A 23,351-nucleotide genomic window follows, 5' to 3' on the forward strand; every position below is an offset into this window, starting at 1 on the left:
ACCAGGACCTGGCCGAGGGCGAGACCCACACCGCCACCTTTACGGTCACCGTCACCGACGATCACGGTGCAGCCGCCACCCAGAACGTGGTGATCACCATCCAGGGCACCAACGACGCGCCGTTCATCACCAGCCAGGCGCAGGCCGGGACCGTCACCGAAGACATCGTGCTCAGCGTCACCGGCCAGGTTACCGCCAGCGATGTCGACCACGGCGCCCATGCGACCTTCACCGGCAACGCCGCCGACACCTACGGGACCTTCACGGTCGATCCCGATACCGGCGTGTGGAGCTATGCGCTCGACAACGCCAACCACCAGGACCTGGCCGAGGGCGAGACCCACACCGCCACCTTTACGGTCACCGTCACCGACGATCACGGTGCAGCCGCCACCCAGAACGTGGTGATCACCATCCAGGGCACCAACGACGCGCCTACCGGGGCGGCCACGGCAACCTTGCAGCTCGGCACCGAGGATATGATCTACGTGGTCAGTGTGGCTGACCTATTGCAGGGCTTCAACGATATCGATGACATGACGCTGACTGTTTCGAGCCTTGTCGCCGATCATGGCAGCGTCTTGGACAACGGAGACGGAACGTTCACGATTACGCCCGCTGCGAATTACAACGGGCCAGTACAACTCAGCTATACGGTCAGCGATCCGCACAACGCATCGGTAGGAGGAACGCAGAGCTTCACACTTGCGGCGGTAGCGGACCTGAACGCGCAAGATGACAGCTCATCGGGCGACGAAGATACCGCGATCATTGCCAGCGTTGCGAATAATGACTCGACCACTTCGGGCGGCAGCCTGAGCTATGCCCTGGCCGATGGACCGGCGCATGGAGCAGTCACTTTCAATTCCGACGGCACATATGCCTACAACCCTGACGCGAACTATTTTGGCAGCGACAGCTTCACCTATACGGTGACCGATACAGCCGCTGGAGAAAGCGCGACCCGCACTGTCAGCTTGACGATCAACCCGGTTAACGATTCAGCGATTATCACCGGGCAGGTGAGCGGGGACATCACCGAGGACGCGGTACCCAATACGGTCACCGGAAATCTTGACGCGGCCGACGTTGACAATGCTCCCGACAGCTGGACGGCAGTCAGCAGCCCCCAGGTGGCGGCCAATGGTTATGGGTCTTACACAATAAATGCGGCGGGTCAGTGGACCTACCAGCTTGCCAACGGCAATCCGGCCGTCAACGCCTTGCCGGGCGGAACGGTAGTGACCGACAGTTTCACGGTGACGACAATTGACGGAACGCCGCAACTCGTGACAATCACCATCACCGGTGCGAACGACGGCGCGATCATATCGGGCACCAAAACCGGTAATGTGGTCGAAGCCGGAGGCGTGAATAATGCTGCGGCAGGAACGCCCACTACTGGCGGCACTCTGACAATAACCGATCCGGACACTGGAGAAGCCACTTTTGTCACGCCGCTTAGCCCGCTCAACAGCACATACGGGACCTTCGCATTCAACGCGTCGACCGGGGTCTGGGGCTATACTCTCGACAATTCCCGCGGTGCGACCCAGCAGTTGGTCGCTGGCCAGATCGTCACCGATACGATGGTGATCCAGTCACTTGATGGCACGGCCACCACCAACGTCGTCGTGACGATCACCGGTGCGAACGATGCCGCAACGATCACCGGACTGCACGACGGCACGGTTACCGAAGCCACATCGTCTAACCCCGGCGTACCAACCGCGGCGGGTGACCTCAATTCGTTCGATGTTGACGGAGCAGCGGATGCCTGGACAGTAACCGGGTCAACTCTGACCGCCAGCGGTTATGGCAGCTATGCCATCGACGCCACCGGTCATTGGACCTATGCGCTCAACAACGCCAATCCAGTAGTGGACGCGCTGGCCAGCGGTGCCAGCCTCAACGACAGCTTTACGGTAACCACGGCCGATGGAACGGCGCAGGTAGTAAACATTGTTATCAATGGTCAGAACGACGTTGTTGTCCCCGCGCCAAACGATCTCGTTCTGACAATGGATGCATCTCAATTTGGCTCAAACGAACCCAACGGATCCTTTGGCCAATTATCGGTGGCAAACGCGGTTTCCGGAGCAACCTACACGTACGCAGCCACCTCATTGACAGCGACGCTGCTGAATGGCGGACCGGCAAGCGGCTTTGCCGGCGATTTCACGGTCAGCAGTAGCGGTGCGATTTCTGCACAAGGCGTGGATACCGGTCGGATCTACGAATTGACCGTCCAGGTTACGCAGGGCGCCAATTCGTACAGCGAATCGTTTTCCATAATAATCGGAACAAACAACACCAATGACTCAATTGGGTTATCCGGGGCGACCCTCGCAGCGGCAACGGGTGATGATGTAATCTTTGGCCTCGGCCAAGACGACACCATCTTTGCTGGGTCGGGCAATGACGTTGTCTACGGTCAGCAGGCCAACGATCAAATCCATGGCGGCACCGGCAACGATACGCTTTACGGAGGATTCGGGAGCGACCGGTTCTATTTTGATACACCGCTAGATGCTTTGACCAACGTCGATCGGATCATGGATCTCGAAGCGAACGGTAACGATAAAATCGTTCTCGACGATACCATATTTACCGCATTCGGCAGTGGCGCAGAGCGTTCTATGTCGGCTAGCAGTTTTATTGCCAACGCAGGTGGGATCGCGGGGAGCGCGACGAATTATGTACTGTTCGATACGGCGACAGGCAATCTCTACTACGATGCCGATGGAAACGGAGCGGCTGCGCGCGTTCTGGTTGCCCATATCGATCTGGCCTCGGGAACTCTTGATGCGAGCGACTTCCTGATTGCCTAAGGACCCGGCTTGATGTCCGTTCGTTAGGGATTGTCAATCAAGCACCTTGGCAAAGCCGGCGGCGCCGGTGACGCGCCTTTGTGTTGACGCCTGTAGCGGTTCGGCGGCCACGGGCATAACGTCACCGATGCCGCCGAAGATGGCTTCCATATTCCTGACGCAAAGTTTTACGGCCTCGTCAGCAAGTGAATATCGCACCTGTTTTGCTTCCTTCTGGGTTGTGACAAGATCGGCCCTGCGCAGTTCTGCCAGCTGCTGGCTCAACGCTGGCTGTTCGATTCCGGTGGCTTCGCTAATTTCACCAACGTTGCGCCCACCGCGCAGCAGACAGCTCAAGATCATCAGGCGCTGCGGCTGGGCATAAACCCTTAGCTTTTCGGCAGCGGTTGCGGCAAGGGCGCGGTCTTCAAACAGGCTCATTTCCATATCCTCAAGGCAGCGGGCGGCAGAACCAGTCCGGTCCCTCAGCTAATGGCGCGCCGCCTTCCGCTGGGGTTGCCAGCAAGGCCTGGCCAGGCTGCCAACCTTCTGGCGCCAGCCCATTACCGTCGTCGACTGCCTGGAGCGCAGTCATCAAACGCAACATTTCTTCGACGGAACGCCCAACATTGTGCGGGTAACTGATGATCGCCCTGATGATGCCACTGGGATCAATGAAATAGGCTGACCGCATCGCCGCTGCATCGGGGCTGCGATCGTCAATCATGCCATAGGCTCGGCCAATTGCCATGCTCGGGTCTTCGATAATCGGAAAAGCGATCTTGACCTTGAAGTGCTGTTCGATTGCCCGTGACCAAGCGAAGTGTGAATAAAGGCTATCGACTGACAGGCCGAGCAACGCGCACCCCAGCGCCTCAAACGCATTTTGGTGCTTGGCCAGCGCTACAAACTCCGTCGTGCACACCGGAGTGAAATCACCAGGGTGCGAGAAGAATATCAGCCACCGCCCGCGATACGACGATAGCTTGACCTCACCTTCGGTCGAGCGCGCCGAAAAGTCCGGCGCTGGGTCGCCAATTTGCACGTTTTGGTCCTCCCTGAAGCGAAACCGATCCGTCAACAAAGGCTACTCTCCACCTTCGAACACCTGCAGCTACCGGCATCTTGACCCAATCGTCGTAATTGATTACATAATTTATGTAAATATGAATTTATGGGAGTTTCCCGTGACCGACTCTGCCATCGCCAAAGCCAGTGCTCAGGTGGTTGCTGCCCAGAACGGTGTGCCTGCGATCAAGGCGTTCTTCGATCTGCCGACCAATACGGTGACATACGTTGTTTATGATGCGGGAACGAAGCACGCAGCCATCATCGACAGCGTGTTCGATTTCGATCCGGCTTCGGGCAGAACCTCGTTCCGGTCAGCGGACAACGTCATCGACTATGTAAAAGAACACAAGCTGACGGTTTCATGGCTGTTGGAAACGCATGCACATGCCGATCACCTGTCAGCCGCCCCCTATTTGCAGGAGAATCTTGGCGGCAAAATTGCCATCGGCGAACACATCGTTGACGTTCAAAATGTGTTCGGCAAACTGTTCAATGCAGGCACTGATTTTCAACGTGACGGATCGGACTTCGACCGGCTTTTCGCTGACGGCGAGGAGTTCAGGATCGGCAACATCGCTGTAACCGTCTTGCACGTACCAGGGCATACGCCTGCCGACATCGCCTACGTCATCGGTGATGCAGCCTTCATCGGGGATACGATGTTCATGCCCGATTACGGATCGGCGCGCGCCGATTTTCCTGGTGGTGATGCGCGCCAGCTTTATCGATCGATGCGCAGACTGCTATCGTTGCCTACATCGACCAGGCTTTTCATGTGCCATGATTACCTGCCCCAAGGCCGCGATACGTTCGCGTGGGAAACTACGGTTGCCGAGCAGCGGGCGCGCAATATCCACGCACATGACGGCGTAAGCGAAAACGAGTTCGTCGCCATGCGGACGGCACGAGACAAGACACTCGACATGCCCCGCCTAATCCTCCCCTCTGTGCAGGTAAACATGCGTGCTGGCCACCTACCCCCTCCCGAAGATAACGGAGTCCGTTATCTCAAAGTCCCATTGAACGGTGTTTGATGCTTAAATCGTTTCCTTATGCGATGCCGTATGAAGGCTTGGCGGGCGGTCTGATGATTGGCCTGGCGGCGGCGCTGATGCTGATTGGTCTGGGCCGAATTGCTGGCGTCAGCGGATTGGCAGCGCGCGCCACCGGCATTGCTGATGACGGGGCTCCGCGCGGTGTCGCTATGGCATTTATACTGGGACTGCCGATCGGAGCACTCATCATGGCCCGTTTGCTCGGCGGGATCGAAACACGCTTCCCCGCATCCTATGTTCCGCTGATCCTCGGCGGATTACTCGTCGGTTTCGGGACCAGACTTGGCTCAGGCTGCACCAGTGGCCACGGGGTCTGCGGCATGTCCAGGTTCTCGCCGCGCTCGTTGTTGGCGACGGCGATCTTTATGGCTAGCGGCTTTGTTACGGTGGCACTTATGCGCCAGGCGGGTGGATTATGATCCGATTGCTTGTGGCCCTTGTAGCTGGCAGCCTGTTCGGCGCCGGTCTCGCCTATTCCGGCATGGGGGACCCCGCCCGGGTGCAGGGTTTTCTGGATATCACCGGTAATTGGGATCCGACGCTCGCCTTTGTGATGGGCGGCGCGATTATCCCGATGCTTGTCGCATGGATGATCCAGCGGCGGATGGCCAAGCCGTTGGCCGGAGTTACATTCTCTCTTCCCGAGACCAAAGTGATTGATCGCAAGCTTGCGGCCGGCGCAGCGCTGTTTGGAACCGGTTGGGGGATCGGCGGCCTTTGCCCCGGCCCGGCCCTGGCAGATCTGGCACTTAGCCCGCTGCCCGCATTCGCTTTCGTGATGGCCATGTTTGCCGGAATGATCGCGCATCGTTTGGCGCTTTGAAGCCTCCTTGAAAGGATTTGCGATGAGCGAGCCTTCCGCAACCAGAACACCGAACGAAACGCAAAGCGTCTCTCCGCAAATCAACGCCGGAAACATAGCTAGGCCGTCAGCCGCCAGGTTCAAATCGACCATCTGCAATGGGCCTCAAGCGGAGGCGGAAACCCATGATCCGTCCTCCGCAATTGCCAATGTGGCTTGCAAGAAAGGCATGCAATTCGCTTATTGCCGTTCTGGTGCGCGCTCCACCATACGTTTGGACTTGGCAGGTTCGCTGCATGATGCGTGCAGCATGCCCAGTGCCACCACTATGGCTGCAGCGCGCAAGCGGGCAGCGGTGGTAGTGGGCAATGCTCTGCAAACTTCAATGAGCAAGGAACCGGTAGCCGTTGACCACGGCTTTGGAAGCTGCTCGCTAAGGATTGTAAGCGGCAGAACTAGTGTCGCGGAGTTCAGCTATCGCGGCATATTGCTTCCCAGCTTTCCCAAAAGGCTGATCGATGGAACTCGCCCTTCGCAACTTTCCTGGCTGATCAAGGATACCATTTTTGCGCCGGTCTACCGGCGCGGGATGCCGGCAGGTCGTGAATGGATGGCAGCACCGCACATGAACGGCGGCGAACATGCCTGAGCTTGACACAGTTCAATATCTGCTTGGCGGCTTCTCGGGCGGATTAGTGGGTTTCACGCTTGGACTGGTCGGCGGCGGCGGTTCGATTCTGGCTGTGCCGCTGATTGTTTATCTGGTCGGTGTGCGCAATCCGCACCTGGCAATCGGCACAAGCGCTCTGGCGGTAGCAGCCAATGCCTTGATCGGTGTCGTCAATCATGCCCGCGCCGGTAATGTCAAATGGCGCTGCGCGTCGATCTTTGCGGCTGCGGGGATCGCTGGGGCATTGGCCGGTTCTACCGCCGGCAAGGCCTTTGATGGCCAGAAATTGTTGTTTCTTTTCGCCATCGTAATGATTGTGGTTGGAATATTGATGGTGCGATCGCGCCAGAACCAAGGGAATCCAGGCGCTGAATGCAACCGAGAAAACATGGCAAAGGTGATGGGATATGGTCTGGGTACTGGCCTTTTTTCCGGCTTTTTCGGAATCGGTGGCGGCTTTTTGATCGTCCCGGGGTTGGTTGCTTCGACTGGAATGCCAATTCTTAGCGCAGTGGGATCGTCATTGGTTGCTGTTACAGCCTTTGGCCTGACCACTGCCACCAACTACGCTTGGTCTGGGCTGGTCGACTGGCCGCTTGCTGCCGCCTTCATTGCTGGCGGAGCAGTAGGCAGCGTTGTTGGCACCCTGGTCGCGAAACGGCTGGCAGGAACCAAGGGTCTGCTCAATACCGTATTCGCCTGTCTGATATTTGTCGTAGCTGCCTATATGCTTTCAAAAAGCTGGAGCGCATTTGCCTGACTGTGTCTTGGTTCGCTGGACAAGCCCGCCGTGTGACACCGTATCTTTGCGTTACACTGCATCCCCTGGTGCGATATCCGTTCAGGCGAATTCGGCTAACTGGATCCTATTCAGTAAACACGAACCGTAATCAGCCTTCATCAGCCCAGTAAAGCCGCATGGGGTTGGTTACCAGGAGCCGGTGCTGCGCAGCTGAGTTCGGTGCAATGCGCGGGATCATGTCGACCAGATGCCCGTCGTCAGGAATCATCTCCTGCATATTGGGGTGTGGCCAATCCGTGCCCCACAAACAGCGTTCGGGATAATCAGCGACCAGCGGCGCAACAAAGTCGGCGAACGCGTTCCAGGGATCGCCGGTTGGGTCGAGCCGGTCCGGACAGGTTGCCTTGAACCAGATGTCTGCGCGGCTTTCGAGCAAGCGGCGGAATGCTCGCATGTCGGTGCCATCGGGTCCTTGTGTTACGTCTGGGCGCCCCATGTGATCGATCACCAGCGGCACCGGGATCGCGTCCATAAAGGCTCGCAATTCCTCAAGAATATCTGCTTCGAAATAGATCACGACGTGCCATCCCGACGGCAACCGTCGCGCCACATCTAAAAACCGGTCCTTGGGCGCGTCATCGACCAGGCGTTTGAGGAAGTTGAAACGCACGCCGCGAATGCCTCCCAGGTGCAGAGCTTCGAGGTCCTCTGCGGATATCCCCGGATCAACTGCGGCAACCCCGCGCGCTTTGCTGCCTGACCTTGCGATGGCATCCAAAGTTGCTGCGTTGTCGGTACCGTGGCAGCTTGCCTGAACGATTACGTTGCGATCAAAGCCCAGGCGATCGCGCAGCGCAAACAGCGCATCCGGCCCGGCATCCTCTGGTAAATACTTGGCCTTCGCGCTGAACGGAAACCGGCCCATCGGGCCAAAGACATGGCAGTGCGCATCGACTGCCCCTGGCGGCGGAACATAGCGCGGCGTTGAGGGATTTGCGTGCCAACTGATGACCCGTTCGCTCATCCGAAGACAACTCCATCCATCAGCTTGCGCGCCGTGCGCAGCAATGCGGCTGTGACAACTTCGCCGCGGCCATCCACCTCAAGTACGCAACTCATCTCGCCGGTCGGATGTTCGACCGACAGCGTCTTGCGCGCCCCCTCGGGAACCACAGCAACGTCTGCCGCGGGGGAACCTTCTACAAGGCATGCTGTCGCCACGCTGACCGCACCCAATACACCGATCGAGGCATGGGCGCGGTGCGGGATGAAGCTGCGTACGCAGATCGCACCCCCGTTTCGAGGTGGTGCGACAATCATCATCTTGGGCACGCTTTTTTCCTTCACATCGCCCAAATTCATCCGCTCCCCCACTGCCAGCCGGATCGCTTCGATCCGCACCTTGAGATCGGCATTGGCGTCCAGCCACTCGCGGTCCTCGTACCCTGTAATGCCAACGTCTGCCGCCTTCATCACCACGCATGGCATGCCGTTGTCGATCATGGTCACCGGCACACCGTTCACGACATCGACCGCATTGCCGCTGGGTAGCAGGGCACCGCATGATGAACCGGCAGTATCACGAAACTCGGTAGGGATAGGCGCTGCGGTGCCAGGTACGCCGTCAATCGCTGCATCGCCGTGATAGGAGACTGTGCCCCCCGGGGTCTGAACAGTCGCGACCGCAACTTGCCCGGTATTTTCCATGAAGATTGCGACCCGCGTCTCAGAACCGGAAGCAGCAACAAGCCCTCGCTCGACGGCAAATGGTGCCACGCCGGCAAGCATGTTGCCGCAGTTTTGCGCATCGGTGACGATTGCTTTGTCAACGAAGATTTGCAGGAACAGATAATCCACGTCGATCCCCGGCCGGGTCGACTTCGTGACAACGGCGACCTTGCTGGTCAAAGGGTCGGCCCCGCCCATGCCATCGATCTGTCGCGGATCAGGACTGCCCATGGCACGAAGCAAAAAGGCATCGCGCGCGCTGTGTTCTGTGGGAAGATCGGCCTTCAGAAAGAAGCCGCCCTTGGACGTTCCACCGCGCATCCACATGCAGCGGATGCCCGTTTCAGACATATTTCAGGCCCATCTCGGTTAGTTTTTCGCGCATCTTGTACATGTCGAGCCCCAGTTCGCCCGCCGCAAGCCGGGCCCGCTTGTCGGTTTCGTTGGCCTCGCGTGTCTGGGCGGCCTTCAGAACATCTGCTGCCGCAGAGCGCGGAACCACGCAAACCCCATCGTCGTCGGCGACGATAATATCGCCTGCGTCGATCAAGGCACCGGCGCAGACCACGGGCACGTTTACGCTGCCCAGCGATGCCTTGATCGTACCTTGAGCAAATACGGCTTTCGACCAGACCGGAAATTGCATCGCGGTCAGGTCACGAACATCGCGGATGCCGGCATTGATGATAAGGCCCGCGCAACCGCGCGCCTGCGCACTTGTCGCCAGCAGATCGCCAAAATACCCGTCCTCGCAAGGACTCGTCGGGGCGATGACCAAGACATCACCCTCGCGAAGCAGCTCGATTGCGACATGCACCATCCAGTTATCGCCTGGCGGCGCGCTGATTGTCACCGCGCTGCCCGCTATCCTTGCGCCGGGATAGATTGGCCGCATGTAACTTGCGAGCAGCCCCGTCCGTCCCTGGGCTTCGTGTACTGTCGCAACGCCGCATGTTGCCAAGCCGCCAATCAGTTCTGGCGAGGCGCGCGCGATGCGCTGTACGACAGTACCGTTCATCATGCTTCTCCTGCTCCACTGGTCTTCGACCATCGTGCCTGCCATCACCCCGATTGGGAAAACAAATCTCTGGCCGGGTCATTAGATTTAGCTAAGTGTGATGCCATGGAATACGCTCAACTCAATCTCAGGCATCTGGCTGCGGTTGCGAAAATCGCGGAACTGGGATCGATCAATGCCGCGACGGCATCCGTCAACTTGACCCAGCCAGCGATTACGCAAGCCCTGGCTCGGCTAGAGGAGCAATTGGGTCTGCCGTTGTTTGAAAGGCACCATGACGGCATGGTGCCCACGCCGGCTGCCCGGCTTTTGATTGTGCGAATAGAAGCTGCGCTGGCACACATTTCCAGCCCGCATGTAACGATATCAAGGTTGCGCGCTTTCCTGGCTCTGGCCGATGCAGGCAGTTACGCCGGGGCAAGCATCCAGACCGGCTTGTCACTACCCTCGTTGCACCGGGCAATCAGCGACTTGTCCCTGGCCCTGCGGCGCTCGCTGGTTAGGCGGCGCGGAAGGACTGTCGCGCTTACTGCAGCGGGGTTCGATCTGGCTCGCTCGCTGCGTCTGGCGCGGGTTGAGCTCAAAGCCGGGCTTGCCGAAATCGAAGCGCTAAAAGGCAAGGAAACACGCACGATCACGATTGGCGCGATGCCCTTGTCGCGGGCTCGGATCCTTCCGGCTACGGTGACCGGGTTCATGCGCCGCCACCCCGAGGTCAAACTGGCGATTGTAGAGGGTTCGCGCGCCGAACTGGTCGAACCTCTGCGGAACGGCACGATAGACCTGATGGTTGGCGCCTTGCGTTTGCCGCTGGACGAGGACGACCTGATGCAAAAGCCGCTTTTTGACGACCTTCCGGCGGTGATAGGGCGCAGGGGCCACCCCTTGGCGGGGCGGGATGTCAGCAAGGAAGATCTTGCAGGTTATGCGTGGGCAATGCCTGGCCGAGGGGCGCCCTTGCGCACTTCGTGGGAACGCTTCTTCACCTGTACCGACGGCAATCTACCGCGCGTCCCGATCGAAAGCGGATCGGTTATGATGATTCGGCAAATTCTGATTGATAGCGATTTCCTGACCATGCTGTCGCCTGATCAGCTGATCGTCGAGCTTGAAGCAGGGTGGCTGGAAGTCATTTTGTCTTTGCCCGCAGAACTGGGTCGGACCATCGGGGTTACCACGCGCAAATCGTGGATGCCTTCTCAGGTCCATCGGGATTTTCTTGAAGAACTTGACCTACAATCCAAACCAGCCCCGGAATGCTGATCCTGGCCGCTACTACAAAATTGCAATTAGGCAATTCTTATAGGTGCTGACGACAACGAATTGGCTTGTCCTTAGCCCGCCATGCAAGTCTGCGAAGATGGAACTGCCTGTCGCAATTATCGGCTTTGGCGAGGCCGCATCAACGTTCGCGCGCGGTGGGGACTGGCGCGAACGCGCTTGTGCCTTTGACATCGATCCATCGCGCACTTCTGCAATGCGCGATCTTGGCATTCGCGCAGCAAGCACCGCCGGTGAAGCGGTTCGCTCAGCGTCCCTGGTCATTTCGCTGGTAACAGCAGACCAGGCCTTGGCGGCTGCCCGGCAAAGCGCAGCGTCGCTGGCTCCAGGCGCCTTGTGGTGCGACATGAACTCAGTTGCGCCGGACACCAAATGTGCTGCTGCCGAGGCTGTTCAGGCGGGTGGAGCGCGCTACATCGATGTTGCCGTGCTGGCTCCGGTCAGCGGGACGGGGCTGCATGTGCCATTGCTTTTGGCAGGGCCGGATGCCGCCAGTGCCGAAGCTGCACTTCGCGCCCTGGGCTTTGACAACATCAGCCGTTGCGGGGCGGAAATTGGCCGGGCCAGCGCGGTCAAGATGATCCGTTCAGTGATGATCAAAGGTGTCGAGGCACTTACAGATGAAATGATGCAAGCCGCCCAGCAGGCAGGAGTTGCTGCCGAAGTCTTGGCTTCGCTAGACGCCACTGAGCGGCCTTTTCCTTGGACCGTCCGAGCCGCCTACAATTGCGAGCGTATGGAAAAGCACGGATTACGCAGAGCGGCCGAGATGGAAGAAAGCGCAAAGACCCTGCAATCACTGGGGGTGGAGCCGACAATGACACGCGGGACCATCCAACGCCAACGTGACGCAGCAAGAAGGAAAGCGGCGCAATGACGTTGATTATCGACTGCCACGGACATTACACCGTTCTGCCCAAGGCACATGACGATTGGCGCGAGACGCAGAAGGCCGCCTTCAAGGCCGGAACGGAGTGTCCGCTTTACCCGCAGATTTCTGACGATGCGATCCGCGAGACAATCGAAGCAAACCAGCTGCGCCTGATCAGGGAACGCGGCGCAGACATGACAATTTTTAGCCCGCGAGCCAGTGCGATGGCACCGCACGTGGGCGATCAGTCGGTAGCTGTGAATTGGGCTCAGGCCTGCAACGATTTGATTGGACGTGTCGCAGAATTATATCCCGACACGTTCGCGCCGGTTTGTATGCTCCCCCAAAGCCCCGAGGCCGATATGAGCAGTTCAATCGCAGAGCTGCGGCGCTGCGTGGGGCAAATGGGCTTCATCGGCTGCAATCTTAATCCCGATCCGGGCGGCGGGCATTTCCAGCACCCAGCGCTGACCGATCCGTTCTGGTTTCCGTTCTACGAAGCAATGGTCGAGCTTGATGTGCCAGCGATGATCCACGTTTCGGGCAGCTGCAATCCTGCGATGCACGCCACAGGTGCGTACTATATTGCTGCCGACACCATCGCCTTCATGCAGCTGCTTGAGGGAGATCTATTCGCCCGTTATCCCACATTGCGCTTTATTATTCCGCACGGCGGCGGCGCAGTGCCCTATCACTGGGGACGTTACCGCGGGTTGGCCGACATGCTCAAGAAGCCGGACCTGTCAGGCCATCTGATGAACAACGTGTTCTTCGATACTTGCGTCTATCACCAGCCGGGGATCAACCTGTTGGCGGACGTGATCGACACCAAGAATATCCTGTTCGGCAGCGAAATGGTGGGCGCGGTACGCGGCATCGATCCCACCACCGGATTCCATTTCGACGATACCAAGCGCTATGTTGATGCGCTTGCGATCACCGATGGCGAACGCCACGCCATCTATGAAGGTAACGCGCGCCGGGTGTTCCCGCGGCTTGATGCGCAATTGAAGGAACGCGGCAAATGACTTGCGACAAACATGCCCAGACTGACATCCATGAATACCTTGCCGAGCTTGAAGATATTCCCGGCACGCGCGTGTTCACAGCCAGCCGCGCCCGCAAAGGCTATTGGATCAACCAGTTCGCGATGAGCCTGATGACAACCGAGAACCGCGAAAGTTTCAAGACTGATGAGCGCGCCTATCTTGACCGCTGGAAACTGTCTGATGAGGCTAAGGCCGCGGTGCTTAGGCGTGATTACAATGCGCTGCTGGATCTGGGCGGCAATGTCTATTTTCTGTCCAAGCTGTTCAGCACCGACGGGCTGAGTTTTGCTGAAGCGGTGAGCACGATGACCGATATGACATTTCCCGAATATCGCGAAATGATGCTGCGCGGCGGGCGGCCGGCGCAGGGTAACCGCTCCATCAAGGGAGGCTACTGACATGGCCAGGATAACCGCAGGTGTCGGCTCAAGCCACGTACCCTTGCTGGGCGTAGCCGTGGATCAGGGCAAAACCCGCGACGACTATTTCGGCCCGATTTTTGCCGGCTATGACTGGACCCGCAGTTGGGAAGAGGCCGAAAAACCGGACGTCGTAATTCTGGTCTACAACGACCATGCGTCCGCATTCGACGCCAACATCATTCCAACCTTCGCGATTGGCTGCGGCGAAAACTACAAGTCCGCTGACGAAGGCTGGGGGCCGCGCCCAGTGCCCGATGTCGAAGGCCATGCCGACCTTGCCTGGCACATTGCGCAATGTCTTATCCTGGACGATTTCGACATGACGATAATCAACGAGATGGACGTTGATCACGGATTGACTGTTCCGCTATCGATGATGTTTGGTCAACCTGACAAGTGGCCTTGCAAAGTGGTGCCGTTGGCTGTCAACGTGGTGACCTATCCTATCCCATCGGGCAACCGCTGCTGGGCGTTGGGTGAGGCAATTGCCCGCGCGGTGCAAAGCTTTCCCGAAGAACTCAACGTACAAATCTGGGGCACAGGCGGAATGAGCCATCAACTGCAAGGTCCCCGCGCCGGTTTGCTCAACCGTGAGTGGGACAACAGGTTTCTCGATCTGCTGGAATCCGACAGTGAGGAGGCCCGTTACATCCCGCATATCGAATATCTGCGCGAAACCGGCAGCGAAGGAATTGAGATGGTGATGTGGCTGGTGATGCGCGGGGCCTTGGGCAAGAAAGTTAAATCCCTGCACCGGCATTACCACATTCCCTGCAGTAACACCGCGATCGGTCACCTTGTTCTGGAGCCTGCGGCATGACCAGGCCAGTTCGTGTTGCCCTTGCCGGCGCCGGAGCCTTTGGGGAAAAGCACCTCGACGGCCTGCAAAATATACCCGGCACGGAGATCGTGTCGATCATCAGCCGTACGGCTGAGCAAGCTGCCGAAGTCGCTAAAAAATACGGCGCACGCCATAGCTCAACTGAACTTGAGGATGCCTTGGCGCGAGACGATGTCGATGCCGTGATCCTGTGCACTCCAACCCAGTTGCACGCCGCCCAGGCGATGGCCTGCATGGACGCGGGCAAGCACGTTCAGATCGAGATTCCGCTGTGCGACACATGGGCCGGTGCGCAAGCCGTGTTACACAAACAGCAGCAGACCGGGCTGATCTGCATGGTCGGACACACGCGCCGGTTCAATCCGAGCCACCAATATGTCCATAACAAGATCATTGCTGGTGATCTGAATATCCAGCAGATGGACGTCCAGACCTATTTCTTTCGCCGCAAGAACATCAATGCCAAGGGTCAGCCGCGCAGCTGGACCGACCACTTGCTTTGGCACCACGCCGCACACACAATCGATCTGTTTGCTTACCAGACGGGAAAGATAATCAAGGCCAGCGCCGTCCAGGGTCCACGGCACCCCGAACTAGGCATCGCTATGGACATGTCGATCCAGCTAAAAAGCGAGAGCGGCGCGATCTGCACGCTATCCTTGTCATTCAACAACGACGGTCCTCTGGGTACATTCTTTCGGTACATCGGTGATACCGAGACATATATCGCGCGCTACGATGATCTTGTTAATGGCAGGGAAGATCCGATCGACGTCAGCGGTGTGGCTGTAAGCATGAACGGAATAGAGTTGCAGGACCGTGAATTCATCTCCGCAATCAGTGAAGGCCGAAAACCGAACTCGTCGATTGATCAGGTTCTCGATTGCTATCGTATCATCGGCGAGCTTGCGGCCGATTTCGAACATCAGGATGGCTGGTCCTGAGCGAAGTGCGCTGAAGCTTTGCGATCGTGCTTTTCAGACTTTGGCTAAATGCGCCTGACGCTGGCGACGTTTTCGGCTCAACTTGGATTGGTCCGCATCCGACTAGCTCTGGTCCTCGTCTTCATCGATAAGAATGCGCTGCGCAGCGCCGTCCAAATCCTCGAATTGGCCGACCTTCATCGCCCAGAAAAATGCGGCAAGACCGGCTAAGCCCAACGCAAGTGCCAACGGAATCAGGAGAGCGAGACCGCTCATCCCGTTGCCCTCGCCAGGCGGAGTGAATTGGCGATAACGACCAAAGAGCTAAGCGACATAGCCACAGCCGCAACGAGCGGGGTGACCAGCCCGGCGATGGCAATCGGCACGGCCAGCAAATTGTAGGCTATGGCGAAAGCGAAGTTTTGCCGGACCACACGCATTGTGCAGCGCGCAACGCGGACTGCCAGCGCGACAGGCGCAAGTCGATCGCCCAGAAACACGGCGTCGGCGGCTTGCTGGCTGGTGTCGCTAGCATTGCTGGGAGCGAGTGAGGCATGGGCGGCGGCCAACGCTGGTCCGTCGTTCAATCCATCGCCAACCATCAGCGGTCGTTTGCCGCCGCTTTTAAGGGTTTCAAGCTGGACAAGTTTTTCGTCGGGCGAGGCCGCGGAGATCGCCGGAACGCCTAAGTGATTTGCGATCGTTGAGACTGCCAGACTGCGATCGCCCGATAGAATACGACTATCAATTCCCATGTCGGCAAGTGCGCCAAGGGTCACAGCTGCATCGCTACGCAAGGGATCAGAAAACTCTATCTCACGGCGCTGTCCGCCGATCCTCAGGACTGAGCAAAACGTCTTGGCTGCGATTTCAGGCTTTTCGAGCGCCACCTCGTCGCCCTTGAACTTCCCGAATAACCCGCGTCCGGCAACTTCGGCAACATCAGACAGTTGTGCAGGCTTTGTGCCCGCCGCAAGCAAGCTCGCGGCCAAGCCCCGGCTCAGCGGGTGGCGGCTCGATTGCGCAAGTGCCAGGGCAACCGACCTTTCGACTTCACCAAGTCCGGCAAGATTGGCGCGCGGCGCGCCCAAGGTCAGCGTCCCGGTCTTGTCAAACACTGCCACATCTATTTCGGCCAGCCGTTCAAGTGCCGCGCCATCCTTGATCAGCACGCCATGCCTGGCCAGTGCACCGCTGGCGACAACTTGTGCTGCCGGTACCGCCAAGCCCATCGCGCACGGGCAAGTGATGATAAGCACGCTGATAGCAACGACCAGTGATTGGTGCCAGCCAGCGTCGGCGGCCAGCCACCCCAAAAAGGCAAGCGCTGCAAGGGTGTGGACTGCCGGTGCGTAAATGCGCGAGGCCCGGTCAGCTATGCGCACGTACCGGCTGCGCGATTGCCCGGCTTCGTCCATAAGCCGTGCAATCTCAGCTAATGCCGTGTCGTCCTGCGCAGCCGTAACGCAGACCTGTATCGGCCCCCCAACGTTTACGGCCCCGGCATGAACAAGGTCTCCTATCATGGCGGGCACGGGTGCGCTCTCGCCAGTCAGGATGGCATTATCAATCGCGCTGACCCCGGCGATAATCTCACCATCAGCGGCAAATGCTTCACCTGCGGCAACCAGCATCACCATACCCGGAACAATGGCGGAAGCAGCAATCCGGTGCATGGAGCCATCGGCCTGTAGCACGCTGGCGCTGCGTCCCATCCTGCTCAACAGCGCACCGATGCCGGCGCGTGTACGATTGCGCATCGATGCATCAAGGGCGCGGCCTGCAAGAAGGAAAAAAAGCAGCATGACGGCGCCGTCAAAATAGGTATCCCTACCTCCGCTAAGCGCTTCGTAAAAGCTCATGCCAGTGGCCAGCAGGACGCCAATCGAGATCGGCACGTCCATGTTAGTGCGCCGATAGCGCAGGGCCATGGCGGCGCTGGCAAAAAATGGCCGCCCGGAAAAGGCAACCACCGGTATGGCTATCAGCGCGCTCAGCCAATGGAACAAATCGCGAGTCACCCCGCCCGCCCCTGACCATACGCTGACCGACAGGAGCATGATGTTCATCATGCCAAAGCCAGCAACAGCGAGAGCACGCAACAGACCTTTCGTCTCCTCGTCAACCCCAGCAATTGGATCAGCATCGACTGATTGTGCCTCGAAACCAAGGTGGCGCAGGGCTTCGATCAAATCCGCGTCGTCAAGGCGATCATCGTGACGAACGGCCACCCGCTTGGCTGAAAAGTTGACGCGCATAGTGTCGACACCCGGCAAGGTGCAGATTTCGCGCTCAATTTTTGCGATGCAGCCCGCACAGCGGATGCCCGGAACAGTAAAACGGCTGTCTTGCAACCGCTCGCCCGCTGGCACGGCGATGACGCTTGGCTTGTTCATCCGACCGGCCGCTCGAGCTGCATACGCTTCGCACCGTGACGCAGCGTTAAACGAACGAGCCACCGCCCATCCGGAACCTTGTCGACACTAAGATATCGGCCGCTACCCTGAGGCGCTAGCAGCCAATGATGCCGATCTTCACGGCCCAGCGGGTGGCGCAGTTCCACGCTGGCCGAAGTGCCAGCCGGGACCGAACGTGCAACCACTTCAAGGCGGCCATCCCCGGCTCTGCTGACGGTGGCTTTCCAGCCCAGTGCGTCTTCCCGGTCCGCCTCGGCCAACCAACGATTAAAATCCTGACTAGCCACGTACGAGTTTTGAACGACGACACCGCCGAAGCTTCTGATTGCAAGGCTTGCCATCAGCACGTTCACCCCTGCCACGACGGCGAACCCGCCGACGAGTATCCCTGTCATATGCCGGCCGGTAAAGTTTTGCCTCATATCAATGCTCCGGGGCTGAAAAGTGCGTCTCGCTGCTGACACGTTCTGGCTTCGCATCCTCGGTCGACAGGTCGAAGGCGAAACTCTGGGCCGATGATCCTGGCGGCATGGCGACGTAGGCGCGCATCGTTTGGGATGCGTCCGCAGGTACGGTGACTGTCTGGTGGCGGCTGGCACTTTCACGCGCCACACGATCAGTCCACAGTGTTCCGCCTGCAAGGCCGTCAAGCGTCACCGTCATTTCGCGCGGGGCGCTCGTCATGTTGCGTAACTTCAGCGTGAACGAGTTGCGGACAGAACCGTCGCTCATCAACATGAAGGGCGGGTTCCGATCGGACGATACTGTCAGGCCGATATGCGTGCGGGTGCCAAGTGCAAACAACATGGCCATGCCGATTGCCGACCAGATACCAAGATACGCAAGCGTCCGCGGCCTGAGCAAGGCCTTCCATGCCGGACGCGGAGCCGCTCCTGCCGCCTCCTGTTGACAATCTTCCAGTGTTGCGTAATCGATCAGGCCGCGCGGCCGGCCGATCTCTGCCATGACTTTGTCGCAGGCATCGATACACAGTCCGCAAGTGATACAGCCGATCTGTGGCCCTTCGCGAATATCTATTCCGGTGGGGCAAACCTGTACGCACTGCGTGCAGTCAATGCAGTCTCCGAAGCGCGCTGGTTCGGCGCGAGCCTTCTTCACGCTTCCACGGGGTTCGCCGCGCCAGTCCTTGTACGTAATCAAAAGCGACTTTTCATCCATCATCGCCGCTTGGATGCGCGGCCATGGACACATATAAATGCAAACCTGTTCGCGCATGAACCCGCCAAGCGTGACGGTAGTCAACGTCAAGACAGCCACCGTGACATAGGCGACCGGCGCCGCTTCCCCGCGCCAGAAATCATGCACCAGCGCAGGGGCATCGGCGAAGTACATGATCCAGGCTCCGCCGGTCCAGAACCCGACTATCAGGTATATGATCCACTTGAACGCACGCCGCAGCACTTTGCCCCACGTCCACGGCGCAGCTTCAAGCCGCATGCGGGCGTTGCGATCGCCATCGACGAAGCGATCGACATGCTGGAAAACATCGGTCCAGACCGTCTGCGGGCAGGAGTATCCGCACCATGCACGCCCTACTGCGCTGGTGACCAGGAACAATCCGATCCCGGCCATGATTAGCAATCCGGCCACGAAATAGAACTCGTGCGGCCAGATCTCGATTCCAAACATATAAAACCGGCGATTGGCCAGATCTACCAGCACAGCCTGGTCAGGTGCATAGGGGCCGCGGTCCCAGCGAAGCCAAGGCGTGGCGTAGTAAATTGTCAGTGTCATCGCCATGACGAACCATTTGAAACGTCTGAACGGCCCATCAATCCGTTTGTTGTGAACCTGCTTGCGCGCTTCATAAAGTTTGTCGGTCACGCGTTCTTCCGGCGGACCTTGGGGATGTTGCCGCGTGGTTATTGCGCCGAGACCGGCAGCGGCATTTGATGACGGAACTTCGGTCTTTGATCTACCGCCGCCGGCCACCGTTAACGGATCTTGCGGCTGGTGGCCGTCAGGGCCGGACATCAGTTTTCCCACCTGGCTCTTGAGCAGGCCCATCGACGAATGCCTCACCGCCACCGAGCGAATGGACATAGGCAGTCAGCATCTTGACCGTCACCGGATCAAGCCGAGGACCCCAGGCTGGCATTGAACCCATTTTCGGGTTGAGAATTTGCCTTTCGACAGCCGCGGGACTGCTTCCGCGCAGCCAGATCGCATCGTTAAGGCGAGGCGCGCCAATCGAGCGGTTCCCATCCCCGTTTGCGCCGTGACAGGCAACGCAGTTTTCCGCGAAAATCTGGGCGCCTGCGGCATTCGGCTGCTGAAGCCCGCCAAGTGAACGGACGTGCGCGACCAGAGCGGTCATTTGCTGCGGATCAAAAACTCCGGCAAAGCCGGGCATGGCGCTTTGACGCTTGTCGTCGTCATTGCTTTGCCGGACGCCGTGGTTGATCGTATATGCAATGGTGGACATGTCGCCGCCCCATAGCCAGTCGTCGTCGTTGAGATTGGGATAACCTAGCTGTTGATTACCTGCCGCTCCCGAACCGTGACATTGGACGCAATTGACTTTGAATGCCGCAGCACCGCCTGATCGCGCCTGTTGCAGCAAGGCGTCATTTGCCGAAAGTTTGGACACGTCCACGGCCGCCAGCCGCTCTTTTACGGTTACACGTGCCTGATCGGCGAGTCCTATTTCCTTTGCCAGGTCACCACGACTGGTCCAGCCCAGTAATCCCTCTGTACCGCGATTGAGCAAGGGTATCGCCGGATAGGCAATTACGTAGCCGACCGCGAATGCAATGCTGAGATAAAAGGACCAGAGCCACCAGCGCGGCAGCGGAGTGTTGAGCTCCTCGATACCATCCCATTCATGGCCGACCGTCTCGGTCCCGGTGGGTTCATCGATCCGCTTATTCGCCATCTTCGCCTCCTTCGAAAATCGACTGGGCAGCGGAAGCGTTCAGACTCTTCGCGCCAGGACGAAATGGCCACAGGCACAAAATCAGAAACAACACGATCATCCCTGCCAGAGCGAGTCCGTCGGCAAAGTGACGCAGCGTTTCATATGTGCTCACCGGCCCTTCTCCGCCGCGAGGTGTTCCTGAGCGGCAGCACGATTCACGTCGACCAAGGTTCCGAGCATTTGCAGGTAAGCGACCAGCGCGTCCATTTCGGTCAGACGCTTTGGATCTCCGTCGTAATCACGCACCTGCGCCTTTGGATAACGCTTCAGAAAATCAGCGGTGTCGGTATCTGGATCGGCTTGAGCAGCAAGATCCTTTGCAGCGCTGGTAATATCGGCATCCGTGTAAGGCACCCCGACCCGGCGCAATGCGGCTAGGTTTGCGCCGATATTCGGCATGGTCAAATCGGTCTTTTTCATGAATCCATACGGCGGCATGACGCTTTCGGGCACGACCGCTTGGGGATTGACCAGGTGCTGGACGTGCCATTCGTCCGAATAGCGGCCACCTACCCGCGCCAGATCAGGTCCTGTGCGTTTCGACCCCCACTGAAACGGGTGATCATACATGCTCTCTGCAGCAAGGCTGTAATGGCCGTAGCGCTCCACTTCGTCGCGGAACGGGCGGATCATCTGGCTGTGGCAGCTATAGCAGCCTTCGCGCACGTAAATATCGCGGCCAGCCAGTTCCAGCGGCGTGTACGGCCGCATCCCCTCGACCTTCTCAATTGTGTTGTCGATCCAGAACAACGGCGCGATTTCAACAATTCCGCCGATGGCAACAGCGATGAACGTCGCCACCGCCATTAACGTGATGTTACGCTCAAGCCGTTGGTGGCGCGACGGGGCGGGTTTGGCATCGGGAGTGTTCATCGGTGTGGTCTCGTTACTCTGCCGGTGCGGCGGCCATGGGGATCGGGCAATCGGCAGCGTGATCGTAAGGTGTCTCGGTCATTGCCGCTTCGTTGCGCATCTTGCCGGCGAGCGTCTGCCACACGTTGAAGAGCATGATCACAAAGCCGCTCAGGTAAAGAACACCGCCAAACGCGCGGAGCAGGTACATTGGATGCAGCGCCGCGACCGTATCGACGAAGCTGTTCACCAGATAGCCGTCGGCGCCATATTCGCGCCACATCAGACCTTGGGTGATGCCTGCCACCCACATGCTCGCGGCGTAAAAAACGATTCCCAGCGTAGCGAGCCAGAAATGCCAGTTGATCATCCTCAGCGAGTACATCCGTGCACGCTTCCACAGCCGGGGGAACAGATAGTAAAGGCAGGAGAACGTAATCATGCCGTTCCACCCCAACGCTCCGGAGTGAACATGGCCAATCGTCCAATCGGTGTAGTGGGAAAGACTGTTGACCGACTTGATGCTCATCATCGGGCCTTCGAATGTGCTCATCCCGTAGAACGCGAGCGCCATGACCATCATGCGAATGATCGGGTCAGTCCGGATTTTGTCCCACGCCCCGTTGAGCGTCATGAGGCCGTTGATCATGCCGCCCCAGCTGGGCATCCACAGCATGATTGAAAACACCATGCCCAGTGTCTGCGCCCAATCGGGCAGAGCGGTATAATGAAGGTGATGTGGCCCGGCCCAGATGTAGAGGAAGATCAGCGACCAGAAATGGATAATCGACAGCCTGTATGAATAGACTGGCCGTTCCGCCTGCTTGGGCACGAAGTAATACATCATTGCCAGGAAGCCGGCAGTGAGGAAAAATCCCACTGCGTTGTGCCCGTACCACCACTGGGTCAAAGCATCCTGCACGCCTGCAAACGCACTATAACTCTTCGACCCCACGAGGCTGACAGGCATAGAGAGATTGTTGACGATGTGCAGCATCGCAACTGTGACGATGAAGGCCAGGTAGAACCAGTTTGCCACATAGATATGTGGTTCGCTTCGCTTTGCGATGGTTCCGACAAAGACCACCAGATAGGCGACCCAAACGACCGTTAGCCACAAATCGACATACCATTCGGGCTCCGCGTATTCGCGCGATTCGGTGATCCCCAACAGATAGCCGGTAGCAGCCAGGACAATGAACAGCTGGTACCCCCAGAACACAAAACGGGCCAGGCCAGGGAATGCAAGCTGCGTCCGGCACGTTCTTTGAACCACGTAAAAGCTTGTCGCGATCAGGGCATTCCCGCCGAATGCGAAAATCACCGCACTGGTGTGCAACGGGCGGACCCGACCGAAATTGAAATAGGGTTCGAAATTGAGCTGCGGGAACGCCAACTGAAGCGCGATGAAAAGTCCGGCCGCAAACCCCGCCGTACCCCAAAACAGCGTAGCGATGGCGCCCCATCTGACCGGATCGTCATCATACCGTGATGGACCTTCCGGCATTCTGAAGAAGCCTTGCGCCGTTCCCACCGGATCGAATCGGGTTGCGCTTGTTGCCAGAAGCACCAGTGCTACAAAGCCAACAATGGCAGCATGGATCGCAAAACCTCTATCGGCGGCATTAGCCGCCGCGACGACCGCCAATACGAACACGGCGAACCAAAGTCCTACCCGACCAAGTGCCGCTTCGAGTTGCATGAAAATCTCCGTCCCTGTCGCTTTTGCTTAGGGGGCGCCGCGGATCGATTCATTGATCCAGCGCAAATTCGGAAATTAAATTGATCGAATTCGGAAGGTTGCCGGCCTTTCGGGCCAGTTCCTGAATATCCAGCAGCCTGACGATTGATCGGCCCGATA

The 23,351-nt window shown here is 58.5% G+C and carries 25 protein-coding genes; 12 read left to right on the forward strand and 13 right to left on the reverse strand.

The window, feature by feature from the left end; translation table 11 throughout:
• Positions 1–2,831 (forward strand): VCBS domain-containing protein (locus Q0L62_RS04240; protein ID WP_296676881.1); only part of this gene is annotated, 2,831 nt, incomplete at its 5' end.
• A gap of 33 nt (positions 2,832–2,864) precedes the next feature.
• On the opposite strand, the gene Q0L62_RS04245 is transcribed toward Q0L62_RS04240, so the two are convergent.
• Both Q0L62_RS04245 and Q0L62_RS04250 read right to left on the reverse strand, forming a co-directional pair.
• The gene (locus tag Q0L62_RS04245) at positions 2,865–3,257 is read right to left on the reverse strand and encodes a helix-turn-helix transcriptional regulator (RefSeq protein ID WP_296676884.1); all 393 of its coding nucleotides are present in this window, start codon (positions 3,255–3,257) and stop codon (positions 2,865–2,867) included.
• A gap of 4 nt (positions 3,258–3,261) precedes the next feature.
• The gene (locus Q0L62_RS04250) at positions 3,262–3,855 is read right to left on the reverse strand and encodes a peroxiredoxin (RefSeq protein WP_296676887.1); all 594 of its coding nucleotides are present in this window, start codon (positions 3,853–3,855) and stop codon (positions 3,262–3,264) included.
• Between the two features lie 142 nt (positions 3,856–3,997).
• Between Q0L62_RS04250 and Q0L62_RS04255 the strand changes: the two genes are divergently transcribed.
• The 5 genes from Q0L62_RS04255 (at position 3,998) to Q0L62_RS04275 (ending at position 7,168) form a co-directional block, all read left to right on the forward strand.
• Positions 3,998–4,915 (forward strand): MBL fold metallo-hydrolase, encoded by a 918-nt coding sequence (locus Q0L62_RS04255; RefSeq protein WP_296676890.1) that lies wholly within the window; start codon positions 3,998–4,000, stop codon positions 4,913–4,915.
• Positions 4,915–5,355: a YeeE/YedE thiosulfate transporter family protein gene (locus tag Q0L62_RS04260; protein ID WP_296676893.1), complete on the forward strand. Its 441-nt coding sequence runs from the start codon at positions 4,915–4,917 to the stop codon at positions 5,353–5,355. Before Q0L62_RS04255 ends, Q0L62_RS04260 begins: the two co-directional genes overlap by 1 nt.
• The gene (locus tag Q0L62_RS04265) at positions 5,352–5,759 is read left to right on the forward strand and encodes a DUF6691 family protein (RefSeq protein WP_296676895.1); all 408 of its coding nucleotides are present in this window, start codon (positions 5,352–5,354) and stop codon (positions 5,757–5,759) included. Before Q0L62_RS04260 ends, Q0L62_RS04265 begins: the two co-directional genes overlap by 4 nt.
• A gap of 289 nt (positions 5,760–6,048) precedes the next feature.
• Positions 6,049–6,387, forward strand: coding sequence for a hypothetical protein (locus tag Q0L62_RS04270; RefSeq protein WP_296676898.1), 339 nt, complete (start codon positions 6,049–6,051; stop codon positions 6,385–6,387).
• Positions 6,380–7,168, forward strand: a complete 789-nt coding sequence (locus Q0L62_RS04275; protein ID WP_296676902.1) for a sulfite exporter TauE/SafE family protein — start codon at positions 6,380–6,382, stop codon at positions 7,166–7,168. Before Q0L62_RS04270 ends, Q0L62_RS04275 begins: the two co-directional genes overlap by 8 nt.
• A gap of 130 nt (positions 7,169–7,298) precedes the next feature.
• Here the strand turns inward: Q0L62_RS04275 and Q0L62_RS04280 are convergent, their stop codons facing one another.
• Genes Q0L62_RS04280 through Q0L62_RS04290 form a run of 3 tightly spaced genes read right to left on the reverse strand, consistent with a single transcriptional unit; the run spans position 7,299 to position 9,896 of the window.
• Positions 7,299–8,174 carry an amidohydrolase gene (locus tag Q0L62_RS04280; RefSeq protein WP_296676904.1) on the reverse strand — a complete coding sequence of 292 codons (876 nt, stop codon included), beginning with the start codon at positions 8,172–8,174 and terminating at the stop codon, positions 7,299–7,301.
• Positions 8,171–9,229 carry a 4-oxalomesaconate tautomerase gene (locus tag Q0L62_RS04285; protein WP_296676907.1) on the reverse strand — a complete coding sequence of 353 codons (1,059 nt, stop codon included), beginning with the start codon at positions 9,227–9,229 and terminating at the stop codon, positions 8,171–8,173. Before Q0L62_RS04285 ends, Q0L62_RS04280 begins: the two co-directional genes overlap by 4 nt.
• On the reverse strand, positions 9,222–9,896 hold the full coding sequence (locus Q0L62_RS04290; RefSeq protein WP_296676909.1) for a 4-carboxy-4-hydroxy-2-oxoadipate aldolase/oxaloacetate decarboxylase: 675 nt from the start codon (positions 9,894–9,896) through the stop codon (positions 9,222–9,224). The genes Q0L62_RS04285 and Q0L62_RS04290 overlap by 8 nt, the downstream gene beginning before the upstream one ends.
• Positions 9,897–10,001: 105 nt before the next feature.
• Between Q0L62_RS04290 and Q0L62_RS04295 the strand changes: the two genes are divergently transcribed.
• From Q0L62_RS04295 to Q0L62_RS04320, 6 genes are all read left to right on the forward strand, one after another.
• Positions 10,002–11,159, forward strand: a complete 1,158-nt coding sequence (locus Q0L62_RS04295; protein ID WP_296676911.1) for a LysR family transcriptional regulator — start codon at positions 10,002–10,004, stop codon at positions 11,157–11,159.
• 97 nt (positions 11,160–11,256) lie between these two features.
• Positions 11,257–12,054: an NAD(P)-dependent oxidoreductase gene (locus tag Q0L62_RS04300; RefSeq protein ID WP_296676913.1), complete on the forward strand. Its 798-nt coding sequence runs from the start codon at positions 11,257–11,259 to the stop codon at positions 12,052–12,054.
• Positions 12,051–13,076 carry an amidohydrolase family protein gene (locus Q0L62_RS04305; protein ID WP_296676917.1) on the forward strand — a complete coding sequence of 342 codons (1,026 nt, stop codon included), beginning with the start codon at positions 12,051–12,053 and terminating at the stop codon, positions 13,074–13,076. Before Q0L62_RS04300 ends, Q0L62_RS04305 begins: the two co-directional genes overlap by 4 nt.
• Positions 13,073–13,495 carry a protocatechuate 4,5-dioxygenase subunit alpha gene (gene ligA / locus Q0L62_RS04310; RefSeq protein ID WP_296676920.1) on the forward strand — a complete coding sequence of 141 codons (423 nt, stop codon included), beginning with the start codon at positions 13,073–13,075 and terminating at the stop codon, positions 13,493–13,495. The genes Q0L62_RS04305 and ligA overlap by 4 nt, the downstream gene beginning before the upstream one ends.
• A 1-nt stretch (position 13,496) precedes the next feature.
• The gene (locus Q0L62_RS04315) at positions 13,497–14,339 is read left to right on the forward strand and encodes a class III extradiol dioxygenase subunit beta (protein WP_296676921.1); all 843 of its coding nucleotides are present in this window, start codon (positions 13,497–13,499) and stop codon (positions 14,337–14,339) included.
• The gene (locus Q0L62_RS04320) at positions 14,336–15,304 is read left to right on the forward strand and encodes a Gfo/Idh/MocA family oxidoreductase (RefSeq protein ID WP_296676924.1); all 969 of its coding nucleotides are present in this window, start codon (positions 14,336–14,338) and stop codon (positions 15,302–15,304) included. Before Q0L62_RS04315 ends, Q0L62_RS04320 begins: the two co-directional genes overlap by 4 nt.
• 102 nt (positions 15,305–15,406) lie before the next feature.
• Here Q0L62_RS04320 and ccoS read toward each other — a convergent pair whose 3' ends face one another.
• The 8 genes from ccoS to ccoN are packed head-to-tail and all read right to left on the reverse strand — an operon-like array spanning position 15,407 to position 23,192.
• Positions 15,407–15,559: a cbb3-type cytochrome oxidase assembly protein CcoS gene (gene ccoS, locus Q0L62_RS04325; RefSeq protein WP_296676925.1), complete on the reverse strand. Its 153-nt coding sequence runs from the start codon at positions 15,557–15,559 to the stop codon at positions 15,407–15,409.
• Complete coding sequence (locus Q0L62_RS04330) at positions 15,556–17,679, reverse strand: heavy metal translocating P-type ATPase (protein ID WP_296676928.1); 2,124 nt, start codon at positions 17,677–17,679, stop codon at positions 15,556–15,558. Before Q0L62_RS04330 ends, ccoS begins: the two co-directional genes overlap by 4 nt.
• Positions 17,676–18,179 carry a FixH family protein gene (locus Q0L62_RS04335; protein ID WP_367183253.1) on the reverse strand — a complete coding sequence of 168 codons (504 nt, stop codon included), beginning with the start codon at positions 18,177–18,179 and terminating at the stop codon, positions 17,676–17,678. The genes Q0L62_RS04330 and Q0L62_RS04335 overlap by 4 nt, the downstream gene beginning before the upstream one ends.
• Entirely contained in the window at positions 18,124–19,695 is a 1,572-nt protein-coding gene (gene ccoG / locus Q0L62_RS04340) for a cytochrome c oxidase accessory protein CcoG (RefSeq protein WP_296676934.1), read from the reverse strand. The genes Q0L62_RS04335 and ccoG overlap by 56 nt, the downstream gene beginning before the upstream one ends.
• Positions 19,682–20,596: a cytochrome-c oxidase, cbb3-type subunit III gene (gene ccoP / locus Q0L62_RS04345; RefSeq protein ID WP_296676937.1), complete on the reverse strand. Its 915-nt coding sequence runs from the start codon at positions 20,594–20,596 to the stop codon at positions 19,682–19,684. The genes ccoG and ccoP overlap by 14 nt, the downstream gene beginning before the upstream one ends.
• On the reverse strand, positions 20,586–20,750 hold the full coding sequence (locus Q0L62_RS04350; protein ID WP_296676940.1) for a cbb3-type cytochrome c oxidase subunit 3: 165 nt from the start codon (positions 20,748–20,750) through the stop codon (positions 20,586–20,588). The genes ccoP and Q0L62_RS04350 overlap by 11 nt, the downstream gene beginning before the upstream one ends.
• The gene (gene ccoO / locus Q0L62_RS04355; protein ID WP_296676942.1) at positions 20,747–21,511 is read right to left on the reverse strand and encodes a cytochrome-c oxidase, cbb3-type subunit II; all 765 of its coding nucleotides are present in this window, start codon (positions 21,509–21,511) and stop codon (positions 20,747–20,749) included. The genes Q0L62_RS04350 and ccoO overlap by 4 nt, the downstream gene beginning before the upstream one ends.
• A gap of 13 nt (positions 21,512–21,524) precedes the next feature.
• Positions 21,525–23,192: a cytochrome-c oxidase, cbb3-type subunit I gene (ccoN, locus tag Q0L62_RS04360; protein ID WP_296676945.1), complete on the reverse strand. Its 1,668-nt coding sequence runs from the start codon at positions 23,190–23,192 to the stop codon at positions 21,525–21,527.
• Positions 23,193–23,351: the final 159 nt, after the last annotated feature.

Origin of the sequence: Novosphingobium sp. (assembly GCF_024642085.1) — a bacterium.
Classification (GTDB): Bacteria; Pseudomonadota; Alphaproteobacteria; order Sphingomonadales; family Sphingomonadaceae; genus Novosphingobium.